At 70.2% G+C, this 24992-nt stretch carries 25 protein-coding genes; 16 read left to right on the top strand and 9 right to left on the bottom strand.

Annotated elements, in window-relative coordinates:
• Positions 1-69: 69 nt before the first annotated feature.
• Positions 70-1275 carry a cytochrome P450 gene (locus tag HUW46_RS41540; RefSeq protein WP_254125472.1) on the top strand — a complete coding sequence of 402 codons (1206 nt, stop codon included), beginning with the start codon at positions 70-72 and terminating at the stop codon, positions 1273-1275.
• On the opposite strand, the gene HUW46_RS41535 is transcribed toward HUW46_RS41540, so the two are convergent.
• Together HUW46_RS41535 and HUW46_RS41530 are read right to left on the bottom strand one after the other, a co-directional pair.
• Positions 1262-2272: a methyltransferase gene (locus HUW46_RS41535; protein WP_215544134.1), complete on the bottom strand. Its 1011-nt coding sequence runs from the start codon at positions 2270-2272 to the stop codon at positions 1262-1264. The genes HUW46_RS41540 and HUW46_RS41535 overlap by 14 nt on opposite strands.
• A complete protein-coding gene (locus HUW46_RS41530; RefSeq protein ID WP_215544133.1) occupies positions 2269-3228 on the bottom strand; it encodes a ferritin-like domain-containing protein in 960 nt (319 codons plus the stop codon). Before HUW46_RS41530 ends, HUW46_RS41535 begins: the two co-directional genes overlap by 4 nt.
• Before the next feature lie 86 nt (positions 3229-3314).
• Here HUW46_RS41530 and HUW46_RS41525 point away from each other — a divergent pair, with 86 nt between their 5' ends.
• The 3 genes from HUW46_RS41525 to HUW46_RS41515 are packed head-to-tail and all read left to right on the top strand — an operon-like array spanning position 3315 to position 6046.
• Positions 3315-4583, top strand: a complete 1269-nt coding sequence (locus HUW46_RS41525; RefSeq protein WP_215544132.1) for a condensation domain-containing protein — start codon at positions 3315-3317, stop codon at positions 4581-4583.
• Positions 4584-4637: 54 nt separating this feature from the next.
• Positions 4638-5768, top strand: a complete 1131-nt coding sequence (locus HUW46_RS41520) for an LLM class flavin-dependent oxidoreductase (RefSeq protein ID WP_215544131.1) — start codon at positions 4638-4640, stop codon at positions 5766-5768.
• Entirely contained in the window at positions 5765-6046 is a 282-nt protein-coding gene (locus HUW46_RS41515) for an acyl carrier protein (RefSeq protein ID WP_215544130.1), read from the top strand. Before HUW46_RS41520 ends, HUW46_RS41515 begins: the two co-directional genes overlap by 4 nt.
• A gap of 499 nt (positions 6047-6545) precedes the next feature.
• Here the strand turns inward: HUW46_RS41515 and HUW46_RS41510 are convergent, their stop codons facing one another.
• A complete protein-coding gene (locus HUW46_RS41510; protein WP_254125471.1) occupies positions 6546-7631 on the bottom strand; it encodes a class I SAM-dependent methyltransferase in 1086 nt (361 codons plus the stop codon).
• Between the two features lie 83 nt (positions 7632-7714).
• On the opposite strand from HUW46_RS41510, the gene HUW46_RS41505 reads away from it, so the two are divergent.
• Entirely contained in the window at positions 7715-8842 is a 1128-nt protein-coding gene (locus HUW46_RS41505) for an acyl-CoA dehydrogenase family protein (RefSeq protein ID WP_215544129.1), read from the top strand.
• On the opposite strand, the gene HUW46_RS41500 is transcribed toward HUW46_RS41505, so the two are convergent.
• Positions 8794-10197: an LLM class flavin-dependent oxidoreductase gene (locus HUW46_RS41500; protein WP_254125469.1), complete on the bottom strand. Its 1404-nt coding sequence runs from the start codon at positions 10195-10197 to the stop codon at positions 8794-8796. The two genes, HUW46_RS41505 and HUW46_RS41500, sit on opposite strands and share 49 nt — an antisense overlap.
• A 77-nt stretch (positions 10198-10274) precedes the next feature.
• On the opposite strand from HUW46_RS41500, the gene HUW46_RS41495 reads away from it, so the two are divergent.
• Positions 10275-11741, top strand: coding sequence for an aldehyde dehydrogenase family protein (locus HUW46_RS41495; protein WP_215544128.1), 1467 nt, complete (start codon positions 10275-10277; stop codon positions 11739-11741).
• On the opposite strand, the gene HUW46_RS41490 is transcribed toward HUW46_RS41495, so the two are convergent.
• Positions 11707-12564: a hypothetical protein gene (locus HUW46_RS41490; protein ID WP_215544127.1), complete on the bottom strand. Its 858-nt coding sequence runs from the start codon at positions 12562-12564 to the stop codon at positions 11707-11709. The two genes, HUW46_RS41495 and HUW46_RS41490, sit on opposite strands and share 35 nt — an antisense overlap.
• 624 nt (positions 12565-13188) lie before the next feature.
• Here HUW46_RS41490 and HUW46_RS41485 point away from each other — a divergent pair.
• The 5 genes from HUW46_RS41485 (at position 13189) to HUW46_RS41465 (ending at position 17907) form a co-directional block, all read left to right on the top strand.
• Positions 13189-13617: a hypothetical protein gene (locus tag HUW46_RS41485; protein WP_215544126.1), complete on the top strand. Its 429-nt coding sequence runs from the start codon at positions 13189-13191 to the stop codon at positions 13615-13617.
• A gap of 64 nt (positions 13618-13681) precedes the next feature.
• A complete protein-coding gene (locus HUW46_RS41480; protein ID WP_215544125.1) occupies positions 13682-15175 on the top strand; it encodes a class I adenylate-forming enzyme family protein in 1494 nt (497 codons plus the stop codon).
• Positions 15175-16812 carry an AMP-binding protein gene (locus tag HUW46_RS41475; protein WP_215544124.1) on the top strand — a complete coding sequence of 546 codons (1638 nt, stop codon included), beginning with the start codon at positions 15175-15177 and terminating at the stop codon, positions 16810-16812. Before HUW46_RS41480 ends, HUW46_RS41475 begins: the two co-directional genes overlap by 1 nt.
• 91 nt (positions 16813-16903) lie before the next feature.
• Positions 16904-17488: a pyridoxamine 5'-phosphate oxidase family protein gene (locus HUW46_RS41470; protein WP_215544123.1), complete on the top strand. Its 585-nt coding sequence runs from the start codon at positions 16904-16906 to the stop codon at positions 17486-17488.
• Positions 17485-17907, top strand: coding sequence for a PPOX class F420-dependent oxidoreductase (locus HUW46_RS41465; RefSeq protein WP_215544122.1), 423 nt, complete (start codon positions 17485-17487; stop codon positions 17905-17907). Before HUW46_RS41470 ends, HUW46_RS41465 begins: the two co-directional genes overlap by 4 nt.
• Before the next feature lie 6 nt (positions 17908-17913).
• On the opposite strand, the gene HUW46_RS41460 is transcribed toward HUW46_RS41465, so the two are convergent.
• Positions 17914-18480, bottom strand: coding sequence for a hypothetical protein (locus HUW46_RS41460; protein WP_215544121.1), 567 nt, complete (start codon positions 18478-18480; stop codon positions 17914-17916).
• Between the two features lie 131 nt (positions 18481-18611).
• The gene (locus tag HUW46_RS41455; protein ID WP_215544120.1) at positions 18612-19166 is read right to left on the bottom strand and encodes an ester cyclase; all 555 of its coding nucleotides are present in this window, start codon (positions 19164-19166) and stop codon (positions 18612-18614) included.
• A gap of 55 nt (positions 19167-19221) precedes the next feature.
• Between HUW46_RS41455 and HUW46_RS41450 the strand changes: the two genes are divergently transcribed.
• From HUW46_RS41450 to HUW46_RS41435, 4 genes are all read left to right on the top strand, one after another.
• Complete coding sequence (locus tag HUW46_RS41450) at positions 19222-19890, top strand: TetR/AcrR family transcriptional regulator C-terminal domain-containing protein (protein ID WP_215544119.1); 669 nt, start codon at positions 19222-19224, stop codon at positions 19888-19890.
• Between the two features lie 79 nt (positions 19891-19969).
• Positions 19970-20509, top strand: a complete 540-nt coding sequence (locus tag HUW46_RS41445) for a TetR family transcriptional regulator (protein ID WP_215544118.1) — start codon at positions 19970-19972, stop codon at positions 20507-20509.
• Positions 20506-22017: an MFS transporter gene (locus tag HUW46_RS41440; RefSeq protein WP_254125467.1), complete on the top strand. Its 1512-nt coding sequence runs from the start codon at positions 20506-20508 to the stop codon at positions 22015-22017. The genes HUW46_RS41445 and HUW46_RS41440 overlap by 4 nt, the downstream gene beginning before the upstream one ends.
• An 89-nt stretch (positions 22018-22106) precedes the next feature.
• Complete coding sequence (locus HUW46_RS41435) at positions 22107-22460, top strand: cell division protein SepF (protein WP_215544117.1); 354 nt, start codon at positions 22107-22109, stop codon at positions 22458-22460.
• Between the two features lie 9 nt (positions 22461-22469).
• Here HUW46_RS41435 and HUW46_RS41430 read toward each other — a convergent pair whose 3' ends face one another.
• Complete coding sequence (locus tag HUW46_RS41430) at positions 22470-23111, bottom strand: TetR/AcrR family transcriptional regulator (protein WP_215544116.1); 642 nt, start codon at positions 23109-23111, stop codon at positions 22470-22472.
• Positions 23112-23198: 87 nt separating this feature from the next.
• Here HUW46_RS41430 and HUW46_RS41425 point away from each other — a divergent pair, with 87 nt between their 5' ends.
• Positions 23199-23666, top strand: a complete 468-nt coding sequence (locus HUW46_RS41425) for a nitroreductase/quinone reductase family protein (RefSeq protein ID WP_215544115.1) — start codon at positions 23199-23201, stop codon at positions 23664-23666.
• Positions 23667-23668: 2 nt separating this feature from the next.
• Here the strand turns inward: HUW46_RS41425 and HUW46_RS41420 are convergent, their stop codons facing one another.
• Positions 23669-24883, bottom strand: coding sequence for a helix-hairpin-helix domain-containing protein (locus HUW46_RS41420; protein ID WP_215544114.1), 1215 nt, complete (start codon positions 24881-24883; stop codon positions 23669-23671).
• Positions 24884-24992 lie beyond the last annotated feature (109 nt).

Genomic DNA, 24992 nt, shown 5'->3' with positions numbered 1-24992 from the left:
GGAACAACTATCTGCTTTCTTGTTTTTCCGTCTTGCGTGCCGAGCACGGGACGGCAGAGGATGACCGGCATGCGTCCCGCAACGCTCCCTCCCCGGTTCGACCCCCGCGAGCCCGAGGTCGTCGAAAACCCGTATCCGACCTACGCACGGCTGCGCGCGGCAGGACCGCTGTGCCGGTCCGGCGCGGGAAGCTGGGCGGTCACCCGGCACGCCGACGTGCTCCGCCTCCAGCGGGATCCGCGCCTCGGCAGCCAGTTCCCCGAGCACTACCACCGGCTTTCCGCTGGCGACGGGGCGGCGAGCGCGTTCTTCCAGCGGATCATGCTCTACCGCGACCCGCCGGAGCACCTGCGCCTGCGCAAGCTGATGGGCAAGGCGTTCAGCCCGGCGATGGTGCGCCGCATGCGCGCGGACATCGAGGCGATTACCGACGAACTGCTGGCACCAGCGCTCGACCGGGGCAGCCTCGACGTGGTGTCCGATCTCGCCTATCCCCTGCCGGTACGGGTCATCTGCCGGTTGATGGGCATCCCGGAGGATTCGACCGACGAGGTCCGGCGGTTCGCGATCGATCTCGGCCGCGCCTTCGCCGCCATCGTGCCGGACGAAGCGCGCGCCGCGGCCGACACGGCGGTCGGCTGGCTGCGCGAGCGCATCGGCGCGCTGCTCGCCGAACGCAGACGGCAGCCCCGCGACGATCTGATCTCCCAGTTGCTCGCGGTCGAAGACGCCGGTGAATCACTGACCCACGAGGAAATCGTGGACAACACGGTGTTCTCGTTCTTCGCCGGGTTCGAGACCACCGTGCACCTGATCACCACCGGCTGGGCCGCGTTGCTCGACCACCCCGGAGAACGTGCTCGCCTGCTCGAACAACCCGGCCTCGCCGCCATGGCCGTCGAAGAGTTCCTCCGCTACGACGCGCCGATCCAGGGCACCGCCAGGTACCTCAACGCCCCGGTGGAGATCGAGGGCAGGAAGCTGCGCGCGGGGCGCGTCCTGATCCTGCTGCTCGGTTCGGCCAACCACGACGAGGCCGTGTTCCGCGATCCCGCCGCGCTCGACATCGGCCGCACGCCGAACCCGCACGTGACCTTCGGCGGTGGCGCGCACCTGTGCCTCGGCGCGTTCCTGGCGCGGATGGAAGGCACGATCGTGTTCGAGCGACTGGCTTCTCGTGTCCGCGAGTTCACCGCGGCCGGCGAAGCGCGCAGGCAGGCCAACACCCCGTTCCGCGCCTACGCGACGGTTCCCGTGGCACTCAGCCCGCGTTGAGTTCGCCCACCAGCACCGTCAGCGTCGCGGTCGGCGTGACGCTGACCAGCCGCAGACCCGCCCGTTCCAGCAACGTCGCGTTCTCCTCGCGCGTGCGGTGCCTGCCGCCGGTGAGCACCATCGTGTGCACGTCGAACGCCTTCGCCACGTCGTAGGTGTCGCCGGGCACCACCACGGCTTCCAGCAACACCAGCCGCGCTCCCGGTGCCATCACTGCGGCGACGTTGCCGAGCAGGCGGACCGCCTCGTCGTCGGTGAACCCCGGCAGCACGGTCTTGAGCACGTAGACGTCCGCACCACGCGGTGCGCCGTCGAACAGGTCGCCGCCGAGCACCGCGCACCGGTCGGCCACCCCGGCTTCGGCCAGCACCGGCCCGGCGCCGGAAACCACGTGCGGGAGGTCGTAGAGCACACCGCGCAGCCGGGAATGCCTCGCCAGGATCCCGGCGAGGAAACCACCCGTACCGCCGCCGAGGTCCGCCACGGTGTTCGCGGCACCCCACGGGTACGCGGGCAGCACGGTGCGCAGGTGCAGCCGGTTCGCGCCGCGCATCCAGCGGTCCACGCTCGCGCTGTCGCCGGGATTCGCCGCGAGGTGCGTCCAGTAGCCGGTGCCGTGTACCACGTCGAAAGCGGGTTCGCCGGTGCGCACCGGAACGTCGAGCCGCGACCAGGCGAGCACGTCCGCCGGGAGCAGGGAATGCGTGTCCCGCAAGGAAAGCGGGTGCTCGGCGCGCAACGGCCTGCCGAGCGCGGTGAGGGTGAACTCCCCCGGTTCCGGTTCGGCCACGACACCGCGCGAAGCGAGCACTCGCAACAATCGCAGCAAGGACGGCGCGTGGGTGCCGGTGCGCTTCGCGAGCGTCTCGACCGGAGTGGCACCGTCGTCGAACGCATCGGCGACGCCGAGCGAACAAGCGGTCCGGATGGCGAACGGCACGATGTAGTCGGCAAGCTCCGCGAGGCGCACCACCGAGGCGAGGTCGTAGCGCGTCATCGGCCGTCCAGCCTGCCGAGCGAGACGCCGAGCAGCCCGAGGCCTTCCAGCCCCTCGCGGACCCGTTCCGTCATCAGCCCGATCTGCCGCAGCGCCAGGCCCACCCGAGAGAAGATGGCTTGCCGGTAGGCGATCATCAGCTGGTGGCGCCTGGCGAACTCGGTGCCCTCGTGCCGATCGACGTCGAGGCGCTGCCACACGTCGTCGAGCAGGAACCGGCGCCGGATCAGGCTCGCCGCCTGCAGCACCAGCTCCTCCCGTTCCACTCGTTCGGCCGTGGTCAGCTCGCCGTAGACCCCGCCGAGCGAAAGCACCCCGAAGGCGACGTGCCGCGCCTCGTCCCTGGCCACCAGCCGGGTGATGTCCTTGATCAGGTCGTCGTGGAAGGTGCGCTCGGCGAGCCGGAAGGCTGCCATCGCCAGCGCCTCCACCATGATCTGCATGCCGAGCGCGGTCACGTCCCACCGCGCGTCGCTCAGGATGTCCCGCAGCAGCTGGTGCAACGGCTCCGAAACCTCGTACGGGTGCTCGACCTTTTCACTGAGGTAACGGGAAAACGCGTCCACGTGCCGTGCCTCGTCGACGGCCTGGCTCGCCGCGTACATCTTGCTGTCCAGATCGGGCACCGTCTCCACCAGCCGTCCCGCCACCACGAGCGCGGCCTGCTCCCCGTGCAGGAACTGGCTGACCATCCACGACTGCAGCTCCCAGCGGAAGGCGTCCCACATCGGCCTGCCCCGCCGCGCCATCGGCGACTCGCGGAAGGCCGACATCGCGAACGCCGAATCGTCGGCGAGCGGCGCACCGAACGGCACCTCGATCGACCAGTCGATGTCGTCGACCGACCACTGGGCGTGGCGCGCCCGGTCGTAGAGGTTGCGGACCCGCTCGTCCACCGCCTCGTAGTCCCAGTCGAGCTCCGCGGACACTCCGGCGTCGACCACCGTTCTGCGCATACCCGAACCGTAGGTCACGGCGAGGGTCCTTGTCACCGTATCTTGCTTCTCTCGACCAAGTAACTTGGTTCTTGCATAATCACGTGGTGACCCCGCGCCGCGAGCCAGCCTCGATCGCCCAGCGCCTGCTCTGGCTGATCAAGCACTACCGCCCCGATTTCGGGGCACTCAACTGCCCGCTGCTGTGCCGCCTGCGTGGTCCGCTCGACGAGCAAGCGCTGCGCTCGGCGGTGCACGAGCTGACCGTGCGGCACGAGTCCTTGCGGACCACCTTCGCCGGGCGTGCGGCCAAGCTCGAACAGCTCGTCCACCCGCCGCGGGCGCTGCCGTGGACCGTGGTGGAAGTGCCGCGGGGCACCGATCCCGGTGAACTCGTTGCCGCGGAAGTGCGGAACCCGCTCGATCCGGTCGAGTGGCCGATGCGGGTCACGCTGTGGCGCGTCGGCGAGGACGAGCACGTGCTGTGCGTCAACCTCCACCACCTCGTCACCGACGCCTGGTCCACCGGCGTGCTGCTGGGCGAGCTGTGCGCGCTGTACGGCGGCGCCGCACTACCGGAAGTGGGCTGGCAGTACGCGGATTTCGCGTCGTGGCAACACGAACAGCTCTCCGGCGACGCACTGTCCCGGCACCGCGAATACTGGCGCCGCCAGCTCACCGGGGCCCAGCTCCCCCGCTTCCCCGCGACGCGGGCCCGTCCCGGCGATGGCCGGACCGGCTCGGTGCTCGCGGAGGTCGACCCCGCCGTCGTGCCCGCGCTGTGGGAGCTGGCCCGCGCGCACCACACGACATTGTTCACCGTGCTGCTCACGACCTTCCACCTGCACCTGCGGGGACGGACGGGGCAGGACGACCTCGCGGTGGCCTCGATGTTCGCCAACCGGTCGCGGGCCGCGGTGCGGGACACCGTCGGGTTGCTGGCGAACATGGTGCTGCTGCGCGTCCGCGCTCGTGAAGGCGCCACGTTCGCCGAACTGCTGCGCCAAGCGCACGCGGCCGTGATCGGCGCGTTCGCCTTCCAGGACCTGCCGACGCAGATGCTGCCCGCGGGCGTGCTGGACACCGGGGGCAGGCGGGTGGACGACGTCGTGTTCAACGTGATGGCCGAGGTGGACCACGCTCGCCGCGCGGGCGGGCTCGACGTCGAACTGCTCGTCCCCGACGAACTCGGCAGCCGCTTCGGGCTGGAGCTCGCGCTGGTACCGATAGGCGGTACCGAACTCCGTGCGGTGCTGTTCTTCAACGACGCCCAGCTGACCGAGGACGAGGCGACGGCGTTCCTGCACGAGTACACGTATCTTGTTTCTCTTGTTGCCAAGGAACCCGAGACAGTAGTCTCGGATATCTTGGCTTGAGTCCCGGCATCGCATAGTGTTCGACCACGGCTCCGCACGGGGGTGACTTCCTGGATGTCCCTGCACCTGCACTGGTTCCTCCCGTCGCACGGCGACGGACGCACCATCGCCAAGGCCGCGAACGGCGCGCCGGCCAGGCCGCCGCGCCGCGACCCCGGTATCGACTACCTCGCCGCCGTGGCACAGGCCGCGGAGCGGTTCGGCTTCGAGAGCGTGCTGACCCCGTTCGGCCTGTTCTGCGAGGACCCGTGGATCGTGGCGTCCGCGCTTTCGCAGCGGACGAGCCTGCTGAAGTTCATGATCGCGCTGCGGCCGGGCTTCGTCTCACCGCTGCTCGTCGCCCAGATGTCGGCCACGCTGCAACGGGTTTCCGGCGGCAGGCTGCTGTTCAACGTCGTCACTGGCGGGGATGCCGACGAGCAGCGCCGCTACGGCGACCGGCTCGACCACGACCACCGGTACCAACGCACCGCGGAGCTGGTCGACGCGGTCACCCGGCTCTGGGACGGCGAGCCGGTCGACTTCGCGGGCAGCTACTACGAGATGACCGCCGGGCTGCTCACGCGCCCGCACCCGACACGCCCGCCGATCTTCCTCGGCGGGTCCTCCGGCTCCGCGCACGAGGTGGCCGCGAAACACGCCGACGTGTACCTCGCCTGGGGCGAGCGGCCCGACGGCCTGACCGAGCTGATGCGGAAGGTGCGCGCACTCGCCGACGCGCAAAGCAGGACGCTCGGCTTCGGGACCCGTTTCCACGTCATCGCGCGGGATTCGGCCGAGCAGGCGTGGGCGGTCGCCGACGACATAATGTCCACATTGGACCCGAAGACGGTGGAGAACGCGCAGGCCCGCTTCGCGCGCACCGAGTCGGAGGGGCAGCGCCGGATGGCCGTCCTGCACGGCGGCAGCACCGACCGGCTCGAGGTATACCCGAACGTCTGGATGGGCTACGGGCTGGCCAGGCCGGGCGCCGGGGCGACGCTGGTCGGCAGCCACCGCGAGGTCGCCGATCGCCTCACCGAGTACCACCGGCGCGGCCTCGACCACTTCATCCTTTCCGGCCAGCCCCACCTGGAAGAGGCCTACTGGTTCGGCGAAGGGGTGCTCCCGATCCTGCGGGAACGCGGCCTACTCGAACCGGAGCAGAGCACTGACGCCGAACCGAACAGGAGAACCGCACCATGACCGAGCCCGCAGCCACGACGGACTGGACCGACGAGGACGTCCGCGGAATCGTGCTCACCATCATCAAGGATCTCGCCCCCGACTCGGACACCGAGCTGACTCCAGGCACCACGCTCGTCGAGGACCTCGGTTACCACTCGCTCGCGCTCATGGAAGTCGCCTTCGCGCTGGAGGACGAGTTCGACCTCGAACCGATCGACGAGGAGACCGCGCGCAAGATCACCACGGTCGGCAACGTCCAGGACCTCGTACTGGAAAAGCTCGCCGAGCGGGACTAGAGACTGTTTCGAAGTGTTTTGCGTGGCGGTGCCGGTAGCGGAACCTCAGGCGGCCCCTCACTCCGGGATCTCCCCCTCATGACCGCCAGGTCACCACGGTGGAGCTGTCCTCGCGAGGAACCACCTGAGAACCCGCGGCGGTGCAAGGTGACGGCCCACTCAAGTGGCTACGCCACTTCGATACAGGCCCTAGTGGCGGCCCACGATGCCCTGAAGGTGGCTTTCGGGGCATCGAGAGGCTGTCGCAGTTTGATTTCGCCGATCAAGATCAACTTGATGAACCGAAGGACGGGGAGTCGAACACCCGTTGAATCGACGGTGATCATGCTCCGTCACCGAATCTAGTTCGGTGGCGCCGCGGGCGAAAAGTCAAAACGCAACAGCCTCTCGAGTTCCCTGAAAGCCACCTTCAGGGAACGGAAAACCCCACCACCCCGACACACACGAGTCACCCTTCATGCGATCTTCAGTGAACCGACCGTCCAGGGCCGAGCACTCCTCAGCCGACGAGCCGGTAGAGCCGGTGGAACCGGTCCGCGATGGGCAGCAGGACGGTGGCCGCGTAGCCCGCCGCGGTGGCGAACTCGCGCACCGCGCCGGGCCGCATCACGGTGCCGGTCCCGGTCGCACCCGGCTCGGCGAGGCAGGCGGGAAGGCAGTGCAGGAGGCTGGTGCCGTACTGGAACCGTTCGACCTCGTCCGCCGGCGCGGTGAACTCCGGCGCCACCTTCGCGTCGAGCACGAGCACCGTGCCCGTCGCCGCGCGCAGTTCGCGGCAGGTCCGCAGCACGCGAACCGGGTGCGAGATCTCGTGCAACGCGTCGAAAAGGCACACGAGGTCGTAGTCGCCGGTCGCCTCGGCCTTCGCCGCGTCCACGGCGAAGAACCGCACCCGGTCGGCCAGTCCGCGCGCACCGGTTTCCCGTTCGGCGTCGGCGAGCACCTCGGCGTCGAGGTCGTACCCGTCGACGCGCAGCCCCGGATAGGCGCTCGCGAGCGCGATGCTCGCCCAGCCGGACCCGCATGCGACATCGGCGACGGTGGCACCCGGCGTGGACAGGGCCGCGTGCACGTCCGGCGCGAACGCCTCGATCCACCCCGGCAGCTCGTGCAGGAACATCGCTCGGTTGGCGCTGCCGTGCCCAGCGCGCCAATCCGCGCCGTACACCGAATCCGGTACGCCTCCCCCGGTCCGGAAGGCTTCGAGCAGGCTCGGCAACGCGGCGGCGACGCCCCCGAAGGGCAGCAGTGCCAACGCCGCCATCGACTGCGGGCTGTCGGAGACGGTGAGCACCTCCGCGTGCGCGGCGGGCAGCGCGTAGCACCGCTCGTCCGCGGGCACCGCCGCGTCCGCCACCTCCAGTATTCCGATCACCGCCTGCTGTTCGAGCCATTCCACCGCGTACCGCGGCGCCATGCCGACCCGCTCGGCGAGTTCTCCCGCGGTGGCCGGTCCGTGTTCGGCGAGCGCGTCGTAGCAGCCGAGGCGGACCCCGAGGTAGCAGGTGATCAGCTCCTGCGTGGCGAGCATCGACCGCCACATGCGCATCGCGAGCACCTTGCCGTCATTCGCTTGCGTCGTCACGAAAAGCCCTCCCTCGACGGATCGGCCCAGCCTAGCCGTCACCACCTCGGAACCAACACCCTGGAAAGCAGATAGGAGACACGATGGACACCGTGACGGAGGTGCTGCCCCTCGTCGGCGAACTGGCCGCGGAGGCGGACGCCAAGGGCGTTCTCCCGGCCGCGCTCGTCGACGCGCTGCTGGCGGCGGGCTGCTTCCGGCTCGCCGCGCCCGCGCGCCACGGCGGTTCGGCGGTGCCGTTGCCGGGCCTGCTCGGCGCGCTGGAAGCACTGGCCACCGCGGACGGGTCGACCGCGTGGGTGGTCGGCCAGGTCGCGCTGTCCCAGCTGATCATCGAATGCGCTCCCGAGCCGACCGTCGCCGAGCTGTACGGCGATGGTCCCGATCTGCTGGCCGCGGGTGCCGTCGCACCCAAGGGCAGGGCGACGGCGGTGGCGGACGGCAGGCGCGTCAAGGGTCGCTGGCCGTTCGTCACCGGCTGCGAACGGGCGCGGTGGTTCTACGTCAACTGCGTGCTGATGCGCGACCGTTCGGTGGAACTCGGTCCCGACGGCGCACCGCTGACCAGGATCGCGCTGCTCCCCCGCGACGAGCTCGAGATCGTGGACACCTGGCAGGTATTGGGCCTGCGCGCCACCGGCAGCCACGACGTGTCGGTCGCGGGCGCGGTCTGCCCGGAACAGCGCTGGATCACCATGGATCCCGACGATCCGGCGACCGCGCGGGCCAGGACCAGGATCGCCGAATCGAGCCTGCTCATCGCCGCCGTCGTGGTCGGCATCGCCACGGCCGCGCTCGCCGACGACCGGGAACTGGCCACCGGCGGGAAACGCCCGGCGCTGAGCAAGGTTTCCCTTGCCAAATCACCGATCTTCCACGACCAGCTCGGCGAGGCGCACACCGAGTTGCTCGCCGCGCGCGCCCTGCTGTACCACCAGGCCGAAGCCGCCGCCGCGCGCGAGTGCGCCGGGATTCCGGCGTCCGCAAGGGATCAGGCCGAGCTGCGCGCGTGCGCGACCAAGATCATCGCGACCGCGAGCGGGGTCGCCGACACCGCCCACCGGTTGGCTGGCGGGTCCTCGGTCTACGACAGCTCGCCGCTGCAGCGCCGCGTACGGGACGCGCACACGGCGACGCAGCATTTCGTGGCGGCGCGGGATTCCTACTCGGCTTTCGGCGCCGCGCTGCTCACCGCGGACCCCGGCGAGTGAGCGCGGCACCGGACGTTGCCCGCGCCGAAGTACCGCTCCCGCAACGTGCGCTCGGCCGGGTCGTAGGCGCGGCGGAACATGCCGCGCCGCTGCAGCTCCGGCACCAGCAGGTCGCAGATGTCGTCGACACCGGCCGAGGGCAGGCACGGGATGAGGTTGAACCCGTCCACGTCGGCGACTTCGAGCCACTGCGTCATCCGGTCCGCGACCTGCTCGGGCGTGCCGTACAAGGTCACCGGCGCGGTGGTGCGCGGCCTGCGGGGACGCGACACGAGGTACTTGACGTCGCCGATCGTCCACTCGCGATCGGGCGAAAGTCGTTTGAGGAAACCGAGGAACGAGTTGCTCGCCTGGCCGCGGACGTCGTCGACCGGGGTGTCGTCGGGGAACTTCGCCAGGTCGACGTCCATCCAGCCGCACCACTTCGCGAGCTGGCCCTCCGCGCTCCACAACGAGTTGTAGGCCGCCGCGCGCTGCTTGGCCTCGGCCGTCGTCGCGCCCACCATCACCATGGAGCCCTGCAGGACCTTGATGTCCTCCGGCGCCCGCCCGTGCTCGACGGCTTGCGAGCGCAGGCCACTCACCTGGCCTGCCCCGACCTCGGGATCGGACAGCGTGAGGAAGGCGACCTCGGCGACGCGGGCGGCGAACGCCATGCCCTTCGGCGACGCCCCCGCCTGGTAGAGCACCGGGGTCCGCTGCGGCGACGGCTCGCACTGGTGCGGGCCCCGCACCGAGAACCACTTGCCGTCGTGCCCGATCTCGCGCACCTTTTCCGGGTCGGTGAACACGTTCCGCTCGGCGTCGAGCACGACCGCGTCGTCGTCCCAGCTCCGTTCCCACAGCGCGCGCACGACGTCGACGTACTCGGTCGCCCGGTCGTACCGCAGGTCGTGTTCGAGGTACTCGCCGAGCCCGTTCGCGGTCGCCGACCGCAGATACGAGGTGACGATGTTCCAGCCGACCCTGCCGCCGGTGAGGTGGTCGAGCGACGAGAACAGCCGCGCGCACTCGTACGGCTGGTGGTAGGTGGTCGAGTACGTCATGGCGAGGCCGAGGTGCCGGGTCACCGTGGCCGCGGCGGCGACGATCGGGGCCGGGTCGATCGAGGGGACCTGCACCGCGTTGCGCACCGCGGGCACCCAAGACCCCTGGTAGACGTCGTAGACGCCGTGCACGTCGGCGAAAAAGAGCGCGTCGACGCACGCGGCTTCGAGCTTGCGCGCGTACTCGGTCCAGTAGTCGATCGACCGGTAGCCGACGGCGGTGCGATCGCCGTCGGCCCGCCACATGCCCTTGAACTGCGGCGACGGCGACGCTTGGGTGAACACGTTAAGGTGCATGGTCTTCGCCATCCTGACCTCCGCGGGAATCACAGACACCAGAAACGCTACCGTTGTCCGGCAGCCGACGGAACAGAAAGCGAGATACGATGACAGTCTCCGTGGATCCTTCCGTGGTCGTGCCGGACTCCGGCGTCCTGCTCGGCGACGGTCTGGTGGCGGCCACGTCGGCGGGCTCGGTCGAGCACGTGTACCCGGCGGACGGCACGGTGACCGGCTCGTTCCCGCTCGCCGGTGCCGACGAGGTCGACCAGGCCGTACGCCTCGCCGCCGACGCCGCGCCGGGCTGGCGCGCGCTGCCCGCCGACCAGCGACGGAACCTGTTGCTGCGCTTCGCCGATCTGCTCATCGCGCACGCGGACGAGCTCGGGGCCTTGCAGACACGGGAGATCGGGCTGCCCGTCCAGTTCACGTCGCGGATGGCCGCGGTGGCCGCCGACCATCTCCGGTACTACGCGGGCTGGGCGGACAAGATCGGCGGCGAGGTCGTGCCGACCTGGCCGGTGCGGGCACTGGACTACACGCTCGACGAGCCGTACGGCGTGGTCGCGATCATCATTCCGTGGAACGGGCCGCTGGTGTCGATGGGCCAGATGCTCGGGCCCGCGCTGGCGGCGGGCAACACCGTGGTGGTGAAACCGTCCGAACTGACGCCGTTCGTGGCCGGGCGCGTCGGCGCGCTGGCCGTCGAAGCCGGGTTGCCGACCGGGGTGCTGGCGGTGCTGCCGGGCGGGCCGGCGACCGGACAGGCGCTGGTCCGCCATCCCGGCGTGGACAAGGTCCACTTCACCGGAGGCGCGGCGACGGCGCGCGCGGTGCTGGACGGCGCGCGGGAACTGCTGAAACCGGTCGGGTTGGAGCTCGGCGGGAAATCCGCGCATCTGGTGTTCGCCGACAGCGACCCGCGGTTCAGCGCGCGGCTGGCGATGGCCGGTGTGGTGGCGCTGTCCGGTCAAGGCTGCGCCAACGGCACCCGCGTCCTCGTCGAAAACAGCGTGTACGAACAGGTTCTGGACGTGCTCACCGCGCGGCTGCGCCGCGTCGTCGTCGGGGATCCGCGCGAGCCCCGCACCATGATGGGCCCGCTCGTGTCGGCCGCCGCCTGCGAGCGCGTGCTCGGTTTCGTATCCCGTGCCAAGGAAAGCGGCGAAGCGAGGTTGGTGCTCGGCGGCGAACGGCTCGGCGGCGCGCTCGCCGACGGCTGCTTCGTCGGGCCGACGGTGTTCGCCGACGCCGACCAGGACGGCGAACTCGTGCAGGAGGAGATCTTCGGCCCGGTGCTCACCGTGCAGCGGTTCACCCGCGACGACGAAGCGGTGGCGCTGGCCAACGGCACCCGCTACGGCCTCGCCGCCTACCTGCACACCAGCGATCTGCGCCGCGCGCACCGGCTGGCCGCCGACCTGACCGCGGGCAACGTGTGGATCAACGGCGTGCCGGGAGCGGCGGCGGGCGCGCCGTTCGGCGGCACCAAGCAGAGCGGCTACGGCCGGATCGGCGGTATCAGCGGGCTGCGCGAGTTCACCAGACCCAAGAACGTCTGGTTGCCGTGCTGAACGAAGGCGCGGGCTCCGCGGCGCTCGTCCCGCACCCGCCGCAGCGCGAACCGTTCAGCAGCGCGCCGACGCCGCGCCGATAGAAGACCGAGCCGCGCTGCCGCCTGCCGATGAGCCCGTCGACCCGAAGGCGCTCGAGGGCGCCGGCGATCCGCATCGGGTGCACGGCGATCAGGTCCACCAGTTCGTCGAGGGTGCGGGGCACGACGAGGCCGCGCAACACGGCGAGCCCGATCTCGTCGAGGAAGGCCTGCAACTCCGCGCGGACACCGGCGATGACGCTCGCGGCGAGGTAGGCGCTTCCCCGCGCCGGGTACACGACGACGGTCGGGAGGCCGGGTTCGACCACGGAAACCACATACGAGGCGCAGAACACCGAAGGCATCAGCAGCAGTTCGCCGTCCGCGACGTCGATCGGAGTGTTGCAGTGCGAGCGCAGGCGCAGGACGTGGCGTTCGCTGCGCACCGCGGGCCACAAGTCCTCGAAGAGCCCGTTCACCCCGTGCTCGGCCATCCTGCGCACGCGGAACGCCAGGTCCTCGCTGAGCAGCTCCTCCGGCGCGAACCGGCGTCCCACCGGGTGTTCGTGCCCGCACAGCGCGGACACCTGCGGCCGCCGCGCCTGCCGACGCCTCCCCCGCGGTTCGTGCGTGCGCGCCCGGCCACGCCGGGTGACCGGCCCGCGCCGCTCGTCGCCCACCGGCGCCCAATGCACGGTGCCGCCCGGCGCGGCGGATTCCGCGTGCCATTTCCGCTCGGGCAGTACCGGGTGCGACCGCGCGGTCGACGTCAGTAACGAGGAAATCAACACGTCGGCGAGCATTGACGTCCTGAATTGGACCAATCTGACCCCAAGTTGATTCGGCACTGCACACTCCGACACCCTGCCCCCAAGGTAATCTTCCCTCTCAGCAGCTGGGAAGCACGCTAATCAGATAAAACGCCACCGTCAAGGCCGAGTAGGATCGCACCACCGGCAGGCCAACGGCGCCAGAAGCACAGCGTAGCTGCCAAGTCGGAAATTATCGTTCAAGGGCGGAAGTTGCCCGACGAAAATGTTTGGCGACATATTTTTCGGATAGCCGGTCGCATAGCCAGTCGAGTGGGCAGTATTAACCCGGGAAAAATAACTACGCCCGGCGGAGCAATCTCGCCGGACCGATACGGTAGGCGTGCTCACGACGACTCTCTGTCATCTTGGTTCGGCGCTTCGGCGGTAAGCCGACTCCTCCGCCTTGGTCCGGTCCACATGCCAAGACCAGCACGACCCGATAAAGTATAGTGATCAAACGACACTTGGTGGTCTGTCCGGCACGCTGCAGGGGGAGGTGCGAGCGGACCCGACAGAAGGGATGTGAGCACAGCAATGGGTCAGTATGTCGTCACCATCACACCGCACGACACAACTACAGATAGTGCGGCCGCAGACAGCGAACTCGGCTCCGAGATGACGGTGCTGATCGAGACCTCCGGCGACAAGCCGTACGTCAAGGAGCTGACGATCCGGACCGGCGCCGAGGGGGTCTCGGCGGCCCAGTCGCTCGCCAGGATCGATCCCGCGCAGCTCGCGCTCGCCTTCCGGCCGGAGCAGCGGCAGCCTGCGCCGCCCGCGCCGCAGAAGGCGCAGGCCAAGAGCGCCAAGGGAACCGCGGAGCGCAGGCCGGCCAAGACGCGCAAGCAGAACGCGGCGAAGCCGCGCCCCGCCCGCACCTACCGGCGCGCCCCCGAGTTCGACGAACTGGCCAAGGTCTACGACGAGGTCGGCACCATCACCGGCGTCGCGTCCCACTACGACGTGCCGGTGCACACGGCGCAGGGCTGGGTGACGCGGATGCGCAACAAGGCCGAGCAGCACTCCGGGGCCGACGGCTCCTGACCGCGTCTTCGGCGGACGAAGAGCATCTAGATACGAGATAGTAGATAGAGCTACACTTCGCCGCGTGAGCGAAGGAGTACGAGAACACGCCACGCGAACCCCGCATGCGGTAGCGCTGCGGGACGGCACCTCTTCGGAGCTGACCTTCGCCGCGGTCGACCTGACCGTCGACAGACTCGTCTCGCTCCTGCGCGCCCATTCGGTGCGGCCGGGAGACCGCATCTGCTGGGTGCTGCACAACCGGATCGAAGTACTGGTGCTCGCACTGGCCGCGCAACGGCTCGGCGCGCTGACCGTGCCGTTGAGCTATCGGGCCAGTCCCGGCGAGTTCGAACGCATGCTGGCGGTCGCGCGCCCGCGCATCCTGGTCGTCGAACGGACCACGGCCAGACTGGTGCCCGTCACCGCGACCGCCTGCAACCGTCTAGACCTCGACGACCCGGCGCTGGACTTCACTTCCTGGCCCGTCGACGAACGCGCAGCGGAACCGAGCGGCACCGACCGGCTCGGCGCCGGTTCGTCGCTGATCTTCACCTCCGGCACCACCGGGAGCCCCAAAGCGGCCGTGCGCACCCGCGGTGACCGGGAACTGGCCGAGGCGATCGCGCGCGGTTTCGGCATCGGCGATGGCAGCAACTTCCTTTCCGCCGGTCCGCTCTACCATTCTGGCCCGTTGACGTGCGCGCTGATGGTGCTCGCGAAGGGCGGCGCGGTGACCGTGCTCCCCCGGTTCGACGCCCGCGAGTGGGTGGCCGCGGCCGCGAAGCACGAGTGCGACGGCGCCTTCCTCACCCCGAGCCAGCTCCGGGCGATCGTCGAAGTGGCCGAACGGGACAAGCACCGGCCCACCGGTCTGCGGCACGTGATCGTTTCCGGTGAACCGTTCCCCGGCGAGCTCAAGCGCAGGGCGGTCGCCGCGTTCGGCTTGGTCTTCCTCGACTGCTACGGCTGCACCGAACTCGGGCCGCTCACCGTCATGCCCGCGGCGGACCTGCTGCGCAGGCCGCGGTCGTGCGGGAAACCCTTCCCCGGGGTCGCGGTGCGCGCCTTCGACGGTGATCGTGAGCTCGGCGCCGGCGAAACCGGGGTGCTCCGTGCCCGCACTCCCCTGTCGTTCACCGGATATCGCGGCGCGTACGGGGATCACCCGGCGGAAAGCCCTGGTGGCTGGGCGAGCGTCGGAGACATCGGATACCTGGACGAACGGGGATACGTGTACGTGGTGGACCGCGGGAACGACCTGATCATCAGCGGCGGCGTCAACATCTACCCCGCCGACGTCGAAGCCGTGCTACTCGACCACCCGGCCGTCCGGCAGTGCGTGGTGGTCGGCGTGCCGGACGAGCGCTGGGGTGAAGCGGTGTGCGCCACCGTGGTCACCAGCGCCGACCTGACCCTCGATCAGCTGCGGACCTGGCTGATCGGGCGCCTCGCCGACGACAAGCGGCCGCGGCGGCTGGTGCGCGTGGCGGAACTTCCGCTCAACGACACCGGAAAGATCTCACGGAAACGGGTGCGCGAGATGCTGGTGGCCCGGTCCGAAATGCGGGTGCGCTGATGGCGGCGCTGCTCGAACCGATGGCATTCGCGCGCCCGGACGAACCCGCGCTCGACGACGGCCAGGAAGCTTTGACCTGGGCCGAACTCGACCGCGCGGTGAACGGCTGTATCGCGCTTCTGCGAGAACGCGGCCTCGGTCTCGGCGACCGGCTCGCGCTGGTCACCGGCAATTCCCGGTACACGTTCCAAGCGCTGCTGGCGTGCTTGCACAGCGGGATCACCCTGGTCCCGGTGAACTGGCACCTCACCGCCGACGAAATCGCCTACGTGTTCGGCGACTGCGTGCCCGCGGCCGTGATCGCCGACCCCGGCACCGCCGCGACGGTCAGCGCGGCGCTGGCGCGCCATCCCGCCGCGGGCACGCGGTTGCGCGCGGTGAGCGGCGCTGTCGCGCACGGCGGGCTCGAACCGCTCGACGACCTGCTCCGCACCGCCGACGGGACGGAGCCGGACGGGCAGGTGTGCGGCTCCATGCTGCTGTACACCTCGGGCACCAGCGGTCATCCCAAAGGCGTGGTGAGCACCCTGCTGCACGCCGGCGCGCCGCTCGACAAGGTGAATTCGCTGCTGACCAGGCTCGGCGATTCGGTCGGCCTGCCGCGCACCGGGCGCAACCTGCTCACCGGTCCCTGGTACCACTCCGGGCAGCTCTTCCTTTCGCTGTTCCCGATGCTCGGCGGCTGCGGGCTGGTGGTGCGGCCGCGGTTCGACCCGGCCGATCTGCTGTCGGTGATCGACGAGCACCGGATCACCACCACGCACCTGGTGCCGACGCATTTCGCGCGGCTGTTGCGGTTGCCGCCCGAGCAGCGCGCCGCGTTCGACGGCGGCAGCCTCGAACTGGTGTGGCACGGCGGTTCTCCCTGTCCTGCCAAGGTGAAGCGCGACATGATCGACTGGTGGGGTCCGGTGTTCACCGAGTACTACGCGTCCACCGAGGGCGGCATGGTGACCACCATCGACAGCGAGACGTGGCTTCGCAAACCGGCCAGCGTCGGTCGCACGGTCGGGTCGGCGCAGGTGCTGATCGTCGGCCAGGACGGAGCCGAACTGCCACCGGGCCGTCACGGGAAGGTGTACGTCCGCCGTCGGCCAGGACGGGGTTTCCGCTACCACAACGCGCCGGAGAAGACGGCGAAGGCGCATCTGCGACCCGACACCTACACCTTCGGCGACAGCGGGTACCTCGACGACGACGGCTACCTCGTGCTGACCGGCCGTGACGACGACACGATCATCTCCGGCGGCGTGAACATCTACCCGGCGGAGGTCGAAGCCGCGCTGCTGAGCCATCCGGAGGTCCAGGACGCGGCGGTGTTCGCGCTGCCGGACGAGGAGTTCGGCCAGCGGGTCGCGGCCGCGCTGCAGGTGCACGGCACCGGGATCCCACCGGATCTGGAATCGCACTGCCGGGAACGCCTCGCGGGGTTCAAGCTGCCGCGGTCGGTGTGGGTGGTACCGAAGATGCCACGCGACCCGAACGGCAAACTGCGGCGCGCGCTGTTCCGGGTCAGCGGCCCCGCGCCGGGCGAGGTCAGCGTGGCCGGGGTCGCGCTCGGCGCCCCGGCACCGCTCGGTCACCGTCCCGATCGGACTGTCCACAATGGAGCCTCACCGGCTGATGCCGCTCGGTAGCGAACAAGTCCGACGAGTATCGTCGATAGCGATCGGTGTGATCGTAAACAATCGCTTTTGTCGATGCTCTGCTGGATCTAGCGTCTTCGGCATGACATCCCACGAAACACACCGGATCCCGGTGGCGGAGAGCGCGGAACCGGTTGCCGAGGAACTGTCCAGCCCCGGCGGCACACCGCTGACCACGCTCGGCTGGGCCGAAGCGCGGACGCGGTTGAGCGACAGCGGAGACTTCCTGCTCGCGACCTCCACCGCGGGCGGGCGAGTGCACGTGGTGCCGGTGCTGGGCGTCTGGTCCGACGGCGCCGTCTGCGTCGTCACCGGCCGCCGGACCCGCAAAGCTCGCGACCTCGCGGAAAACGACAGCTGCGCCATCACCGTTCCCGGGCACGACGTCGACATCGTGGTCGAGGGCACGGCGCACCTCGTGCGCGATACCGCCTGGCTGCGCCGGATCGCGGACCTCTTCCCGAGCAAGTATCCGTGGTGGCACCCGTTCGTCGCGGACGGCGAGTTCCACGACCCCGCCGACACCGCTTTGGGCAATCCACAGCACGTCTTCGCGGTCGTACCGACCGTCGTGTTCGCGTTCGGCAAAGAGGACGGGTTCAGCGCGACCCGCTGGCGCTTTCCGGGCAAACCACTCGCCGTCGCAACGGAAGGAGCCCTTCGATGACCACGATGACCGACGACGAATGGCGCTCCTTCCTCACCACCGGAACACGACTCGCTCACCTCGCGCTCACCCGTGCCGACGGGCGCCCCCACGTCACCCCGATCTGCTTCGTCCTCGACGGTGACGAGCTGGCCTTCGCTTTGTCTCCGGGGAGCGTCAAAGGCAAGAGCCTCGCCCGAGACCGGCGCGTCGCGCTTTCCGTCAGTGATGAGCGGCAGCCCTACGGCTTCGTGACCGTCGAAGGGGAAGCGCGGGTCTCCGCCGAGCCGGAGCAGGTCAAGCACGTCGGCGCGGATATCGCACGCCGCTACTACCCCACCCAGCCCCCGGCTGCCTTGGCCGACTCGTTCGTGGAAGCGGGCTTCACCGCGGTTCGCATCGGGATCACCAAGGTCATCGCGCGATCCGGTCTCGGCTGAAGGCCTTCACTTCGCCGATGGACCATCGCCATCGCTGGACGTCAGATGGTGCGCGAGCCCGACGAGGGCCATGGCTCGTGCCGAGGCCTTTTCGCGGTGCCGTGCATAGCCGTCGTCGTCGCCGCGACGGCGGGCACGTTCGGCCGCGGCGAGCGCGTGCAGGAGAAAACCCCAGTCCTGGCGTACTTCCCGGCGGGCCCGCCGCCGTTGGTGCCATCGATACCACGGGACGCGAGCCGTATCGGCCAGTCCGTCGAGCAGTTCGTAGGCGAGGTGCGCTCCGTGCACGAGGCTGGCCAACGAAGGCGGGACCGGATGACCTACCTCGGCGCGCGCGGCTTTCGCCTTGCGGCCGAAGGGAATCGCGACGGCGAGGGTGATCAAAAGCGAAGCGGTGCCGACGAGCGCGACGGGGCCACCCCAGTCCTCTCCGGCACGCGCTCCGTAGAGCCCGGCGGCGATCAGCACCATCGCGGTGATGACGACGGCGAGCAGGAACCTGGCGATCAGGTCGAGCCGGTCCGCCCATGCGTCCGCGACGGGATCGACGACCGCCTGGTCGTGCGGAACCACGTCACCCTGCCGCGGCCGGAATCGCCACGGCGGCGCGGCGACGTCGTCCGGGACCTCGTCTCCGGCGTTGATGGCTGCCCCCTCGGCGTCTGGTGCGGCGGTTTTCCGACCGTACCAACGGGCGGAACCGCCTACAGTTCGGGCGGCGGCGTGTCGGTCAGCCGCGGATCCGGGGCGCCGCCCGCCATCGACAGCGCCCCGGCCACCGCGCGCCCGAGCGTCGCCAGGTCCCGCGGCTTGCGCTTGTCCAGTCCGGCGAACAGCTGCTTCAAGATGGACAGCTGGTCGAAGTAGACGCGTTCGGTGACCAGGTTCTCGTGCTCGTCGAAGACGAAGTACGCGGTCATCCGGGTGCGGTGCCTGCCGCCGGTGGGCGGGATCTTGCCGAGCGGGCCCAGGTGCGTGCCCAGCAGCCAGAACTCCACGATCACGGCGTCCGCGCTGTGCCGCAGCGCGATGATCTCGTGGTCCTGGTCGGGGAACGCCACCCTGGTGTCGTGGTAGTAACCGCGCACCGCGGAGTCACCGTCGTGCACCGTCATCGACGGGATCAGTTCGTAGTGCGGGTGCGGGAACGTCGCCAGCACGTCGTCCCACTCCTGCCTGACCTCGTCGTGGAAGTGGTCGAGCACGACCTTTTCGCGGGCGCGAAGGACGGCCTCGGACGGCAGCGCGAACCGGTTCACGGGTTCTCCCCGGGTAGGTGGCGGGTCAGGGACACAGTAAACCTACACTGTAGGTATGAACCAGACCTCGCGTCGTGGCAGGCCGCCAGTGACCCGGCAGCGGCTCACCCCCGACCGCATCGTGCGCACCGCGATCGCGATGGCCGAGGCGGACGGCCTCGACCAGGTCACGATGCGGGGACTGGCCAGGCGCCTCGAAGTCGACGCGATGAGCCTCTACAACCACGTGCCTGGCAGGCCCGCGCTGCTCGACGCGATCACCCAGCAGGTGCTCGCCGGGATCGAACTCCCCGTCCCGACGGGAAACCTCGGCACCGACGTCCGCGGTGCCGCGCACGCGTTCCGCGCCGCCACCCTGCGGCACCCGAACTGCGCACCGCTCGTGCTGACCCGCCAGCTCAGCTCGTCCGCCGGGCTCGCACCGGTCGACACCGTGCTGGGCGTGCTGACCCGCGCGGGGCTTTCGCCCGAGCGCGCCGTGCACGCGGTCCGCGCGATCCTCGCCTACCTGGTGGGCACCCTGCTGCGGGAGACCACTTCCGGCCCGGCGTTCAGCGGCACCGACGCGGGCGCCGCCGAACAGCGGCTCGCCGAGCTCAGCGGTTCGCCGTTCCCCCACGTCGTGGCGTCGGCGCGGCACCTCGCGACCTGCGACCACGCCGCCGAGTTCGATTTCGGGCTCGACCTGCTGATCACCGCGCTCGAGCGGCAAGAAGGCGATTGACCGTCCGAAGTGGACGCACGAGGGAACCGAGACTCCACACCCTTTGCGGGTCTCACTACCGGGAAGTAGCCTCACCGGTGTGCGCCGCTCCGACGCCAGCCGCAACCGCGAGAAGATCCTTCGCGTCGCGGACAAGGCATTGGCCAGCGGCACCCGCGTCGTGCCGCTGGCCGAGATCGCGCACCGCGTCGGGCTGGGGCGGGCCACGGTGTACCGGCACTTCCCCGACCGCGCCGCGCTCGGGTCGGCGATCGCCGCCGCGCATCTGACGACACTGGCGGGTATCGCCAACGAGCAACGCCCGTTCCGCGATCTCCTGGAGCTGGTCCTCACCGAGCAGGCGGCCCGGCGCCCGCTGGTCACGTTGTTCCGCGAGCTGCCGCACCGCGAACAGCGCCGGTGCACCGACGCGCTCGTAGCGGCCTTGGCACCGGCCTTCCGGCGCGCTCAGGCCGAAGGGCAGTTGCGCGGCGACCTCGAACTCGCCGATCTGCCACTGGTGTTCGACCTGCTGGAGACGGCGATCGCGAGCGGTGCGGCGCACGGTCGCCCCGAGGCGTCGGTGCGCAGGATCATCGCGGTGGTGCTCGACGGGCTCTTCGCGCCGGGTTCGTTGTGACCGCCGGGATCGCGGCACCGGAGCTGTCCACTTCGCGTCGCGTGTGGACGGTGTCGGTGATGTGCACCGCGGTGGGCCTGGTGATCTCGATGGTCACGATCGTGAACACGGCACTGCCCACGCTCGCCGCCGACACCGGTGCCAGCCAGGCGCAGCAGACGTGGATCGTCGACGTGTACACGCTGGTGCTCGCCGCGCTGGTGCTCCCGGCCGGTGCGCTGGGAGATCGGTACGGCCGTCGCGCGGTGCTGGTCATCGGCCTGCTCGTGTTCGCCGTCAGCTGCGCGGCGCCGGTGTTCGCCGACTCCGCGACGTGGCTGATCACCGCCCGCGCGCTGACCGGGCTCGGCGCCGCCATGATCATGCCCGCGACGCTGTCGATCATCAACGCGAGCTTCCCGCCGGAACGGCGCGGCAGGGCGATCGGCGTGTGGGCCGCCGTGGCCGGTGTCGGTGGGCTCGGCGGGTTGATCCTCGCGGGCCTGCTGCTGCAACACTTTTCCTGGCATTCGGTGTTCCTCGGCCCCGCCGCGCTCGCGGTGCTCCTGGTGTTCGCGTGCGCGACGGTGCCCGCGTCGAGGGAGCACCACCCGGAACGGTTCGACGCGATCGGCGCGGTCCTCAGCGCGCTCGCCATCGGCGCGCTGGTGTTCGGCATCTTGCGCGTCGCGGACCTCGGCTGGACGAGCCCGATGGTGCTCGCCTCCATCGCCGTCGGTGTCCTGCTGGCCGGGCTGTTCGCGTGGTTCGAGCACCGGCACGCCAGTCCCCTGCTCGACGTGCGGCTGTTCGCGAACCCGGCACTGGCCGTCGGCTCGATTTCGGTGACCGTGCAGTTCACCGCCGCGTTCGGCGCGCTGTTCGGGCTGGCGCAGTACCTCCAGCTCGTCCAGGGCTATTCGGCTTTGAAGTCCGGGCTCGTGCTGTGGCCGATCGCGGTGTCGCTGTTCCCCCTGTCGCTGGCCTCCGCCCACCTCGCTCGCCGGATCGGGCTGCGCGCGCTGACGTGTACCGGCCTCGCCGTGGTGATCGCGGGGATCCTGCTGCTCGGCCGTCTCGGCGCGGACAGCGCCTACCTCGAACTGGCGATCGCGGTGTGTGTGCTCGGCGCGGGGGTCGGCGTCACCGCGCCCGCGGCGACCAGCGCCATCCTCGACAACGTGCCGCCGAGCAAGTACGGCGTGGCATCGGCGATCAACGACGCGACCCGTGAAATCGGTGCCGCCCTTGGCATCGCGCTCGCCGGAAGCGTGCTCTCCTCGACCTACACCAGTTCGCTCCACCCGTCAACGGCCGCCTTGCCCGCGCCCGCGCGCGAAATCGCGGACTCGTCACTGGCCGGGGCGCTGTCCATCGCCGGGCACGTCGGCCCCGCCGGGCGCCCTCTCGTGACCGCCGCCCGCACCGCGTTCACGGACGGCATGTGGCTCAGCATGCTCGCGCTGGCGGGCATCATCGCCGCCGGGATCATCGCGACCACGGCGATCGGCAGGGCCAACCGGCGTTAGCTCCACAAAGGACAGACCCCGTCCTGGCGTGTTGCCCGGCCATGGCCACCCGGTCGGGTAACCTCTCCCCAGCGGAAAGGGAGGCGCGAGTGGACACACGCAGAACCGGTCATGGGCTCGGCTCCACCTGTGCCGCGCCCAGTTACGACGAGGACGCCTACGGTGAGGATTTCGCCGACGACCACGGCGTGGAAGCCCCGGAGAGGCACATCGCGGTCGTGCGGCTCAACGGCTTCCACGAGGTCCGGATCATCGGCGAGTACTTCCGCCGCGACATCCCGGTCCTGTTCGACGTGCAGGACCTCGACCCGGCGGATGCCAAGCGCGTGATCGACTTCGCGTCGGGTGCGATCCTCGGCAGGCGCGGTGACATCCAACGCGTGTCCAACCGGGTCTTCCTCATGCTCCCGCCGAACACGAGCGTCCTCACGCCCCAGTCCTGAGTGGACGGTCTATCCGCGTGACCGGGGTTTCCGGCGCGGGCGGTCGGCCGGAAGCGGTTCCCTGTGGTCGGCGCGCAGGCCGTCGAGGGAGACGTGCAGCAGCCTGGCCCACAGCCGCGGGCGGCACTCGTCGGTGACCTGGACCGCGTGGCCGAGCGAGACCAGCAGGAGCAGCAGATCGTCGGTGGTCACGCCGGGGCGCAGCAGGCCCGCGGCGTCGGCGCGGGCGCACAGGCGCTCGATGACGAGGCGGAGCTTCTGGAGGCCGTCCAGATCGGGGACCGACCAGGTCAGTGCGAAGTTCTCCATGATCGCGCGGTGGCGCGCGTAGCCGGTCAGCGCCTGCTGGTAGAAGTCCGTCAGCGCCGCCCAGGGGTCCTCGGCCTCGATCGCCGCCTGGCGCGCGGATTCCGCCCACCTCGAAAAGTCCTGGTTCAGGACGGTGTGGACAAGATCCTCCTTCTTCGGGAAGTGCCGGTAGAGGGTGCCCATGCCCACCCCGCTGCGGCGGGCGATCTCGCGCACGTCGACCGCGGTGCCCTGCTCGGCCAGCACCTCGGCGGCGACCTCGATGATCGCTTCCCTGTTGCGGATCGCGTCCACGCGCGGCGCGCGGCGGCGCGCGGTGCTTTCCGGTTCAGCCACTGCCATACGCCCGAGCATACCGTCTATGCGGAGCAGTTGCTCCCTTTCGTGCTACTGTGCGGAGCAAGTGCTCCGGTTAATGAAGGGGACGTCATGCACACCAGCTGGAACGACCAGATCATCGCCGAGTTCCGGGCGAACGGCGGGTACGTGTCTTGGAGCAGCGACGAGGATTTCGCTGCCGGGCGCCCCATCCCGCCCCGGATTCCCGGGTTCGACGAACGGGGCATGCCGCTGATCCTGGTGCACCACACCGGCGCCAAGACCGGACGCGAGCGGATCAGCCCGCTGTTCTTCCAGCCGGTCGGCGACGGCTGGGCCGTCTTCGGAACCCACGGTGGCAGCCCGCGGGATCCGGTCTGGTACCGCAATCTCGTGGCGAACCCGAGGGCCGTCGTCGAAACGGGCACCGAGAGAGTGCCGGTCGTCGCTCGGCTCGCGCAGGGCGTCGAGCGCGAGGAGATCTGGGCGAAAGAGATAGCCCTCGTCCCGAAGTTCGCCGAGTTCGAAGCGGCGGCGGGCAGGCAGATCCCCGTCGTCCTGCTCGAACGCGTCCCCTGATTTCAGCGATCGAAGAGGACGTGTTCTCCCCGTTCCTCGACGAGGCGCTTGGCCTCCGCGATGAAGCTTTCGGCCATTTTCTCCGAGATTCCCGGTAGTTCGGCCACGGTCGCGGCCTCGGCCTTCGCCAACGCCACCACGGTGCGGATGCCCGCGGCACGCAGATCGGCGGCCCGGCTCGTGGCCACCCCGGGGATCGCGGTGAGCTTCGCGGGTACGCGCAGTTTCGCGCGCACAGCCGGGCCGCTCCGCACGGCCTCGGAGTGCTCCGGTAGCCGATACCGGGGCAGCGCCACCGGATCCGCCCCGGGGACCAGCCGTCCGCCGAGCTGGATCCGCGGCGTACCGCACGACGGGCAGGCAGTCACCGACGCCGGGCGGCCGGCCTCGGTGCGCGCCGGGGAACCGCGGCCGACCGGCCGGTCCTTCCCGCACGCACCGCACAAGCACTGGTCCCCGTCGCCGCGACCGGCGGGCGGGCTCGGCGGGCACAGGCCACCCGGCGGGATCGACGGCACGCTCGGCTCGGCGCGGTCCAGCCGCACGGCCACTCCGCTCATCGTCAGTTCGCCGGGCGCTTCCGAGACGAAGTACAGGCCGACCTCGCTCGCCGCACCGATGACCAGGTCGAGCGAGCTCAGTTCCACCGAACCGCCCGGCGGCAGCACGATCCGCAGCTCCGCCTCGGCCGTCCCCGCCGGTACTTCGCCCGCCGCCGCCCGATCGTCGAAGTCGAGCGGGTCCAGGTCGAGGCGGACCACGTCGCCGACCGGCGCGGAAAGTTCGTCAACGAAGGCGAGTTCGACCGCGCATCCCGGCGACGCGACCGCGCTGACCACCAGCTCGAACCGCTGCCCGCACTTCGCGTCGACCCGCTGCCCCACCGTCGAGGGCGCACCGCCGCCGTTGGACAGGGTCACCCCGGTGTCCGCCTGGGTCACCAGAACCGAGGGCCCGGACGGCTGCCACGAATCCGTGGCCGCGTTCGCCGACGCGGCCAGCGCCACCGCGTCGACGCCGAGCATGCCCTCCCGGATGGAGAACCGGATCTCCGCCTGGGTCGCCCCGGCCGGGGAGACCAGCGCGGTCTCGTGGCGTGGCAACCGGTCCAGCGCCGATTCGGAACCGAGGTCCAGCGCGGTGACCGGCACCCGATCGGTGCGCAGCGCGGCACAAGCATCGCCGCGGCTGGCCCGATCGGGCAGCCGCCGGATCACCTGGCGACGGCCACCGGATCGCGGTGTCGAATACTGATGCCGTGAACCCAAGTGGCCTTCACGGCATCGAATGCCGTCATGGTGGCCTTCAGGGACTTCGGGACGGGCA

The organism is Amycolatopsis sp. CA-230715 (assembly GCF_018736145.1).
Taxonomy (GTDB): domain Bacteria; phylum Actinomycetota; class Actinomycetes; order Mycobacteriales; family Pseudonocardiaceae; genus Amycolatopsis.
This window is presented reverse-complemented; position numbering and strand designations above follow the sequence as displayed.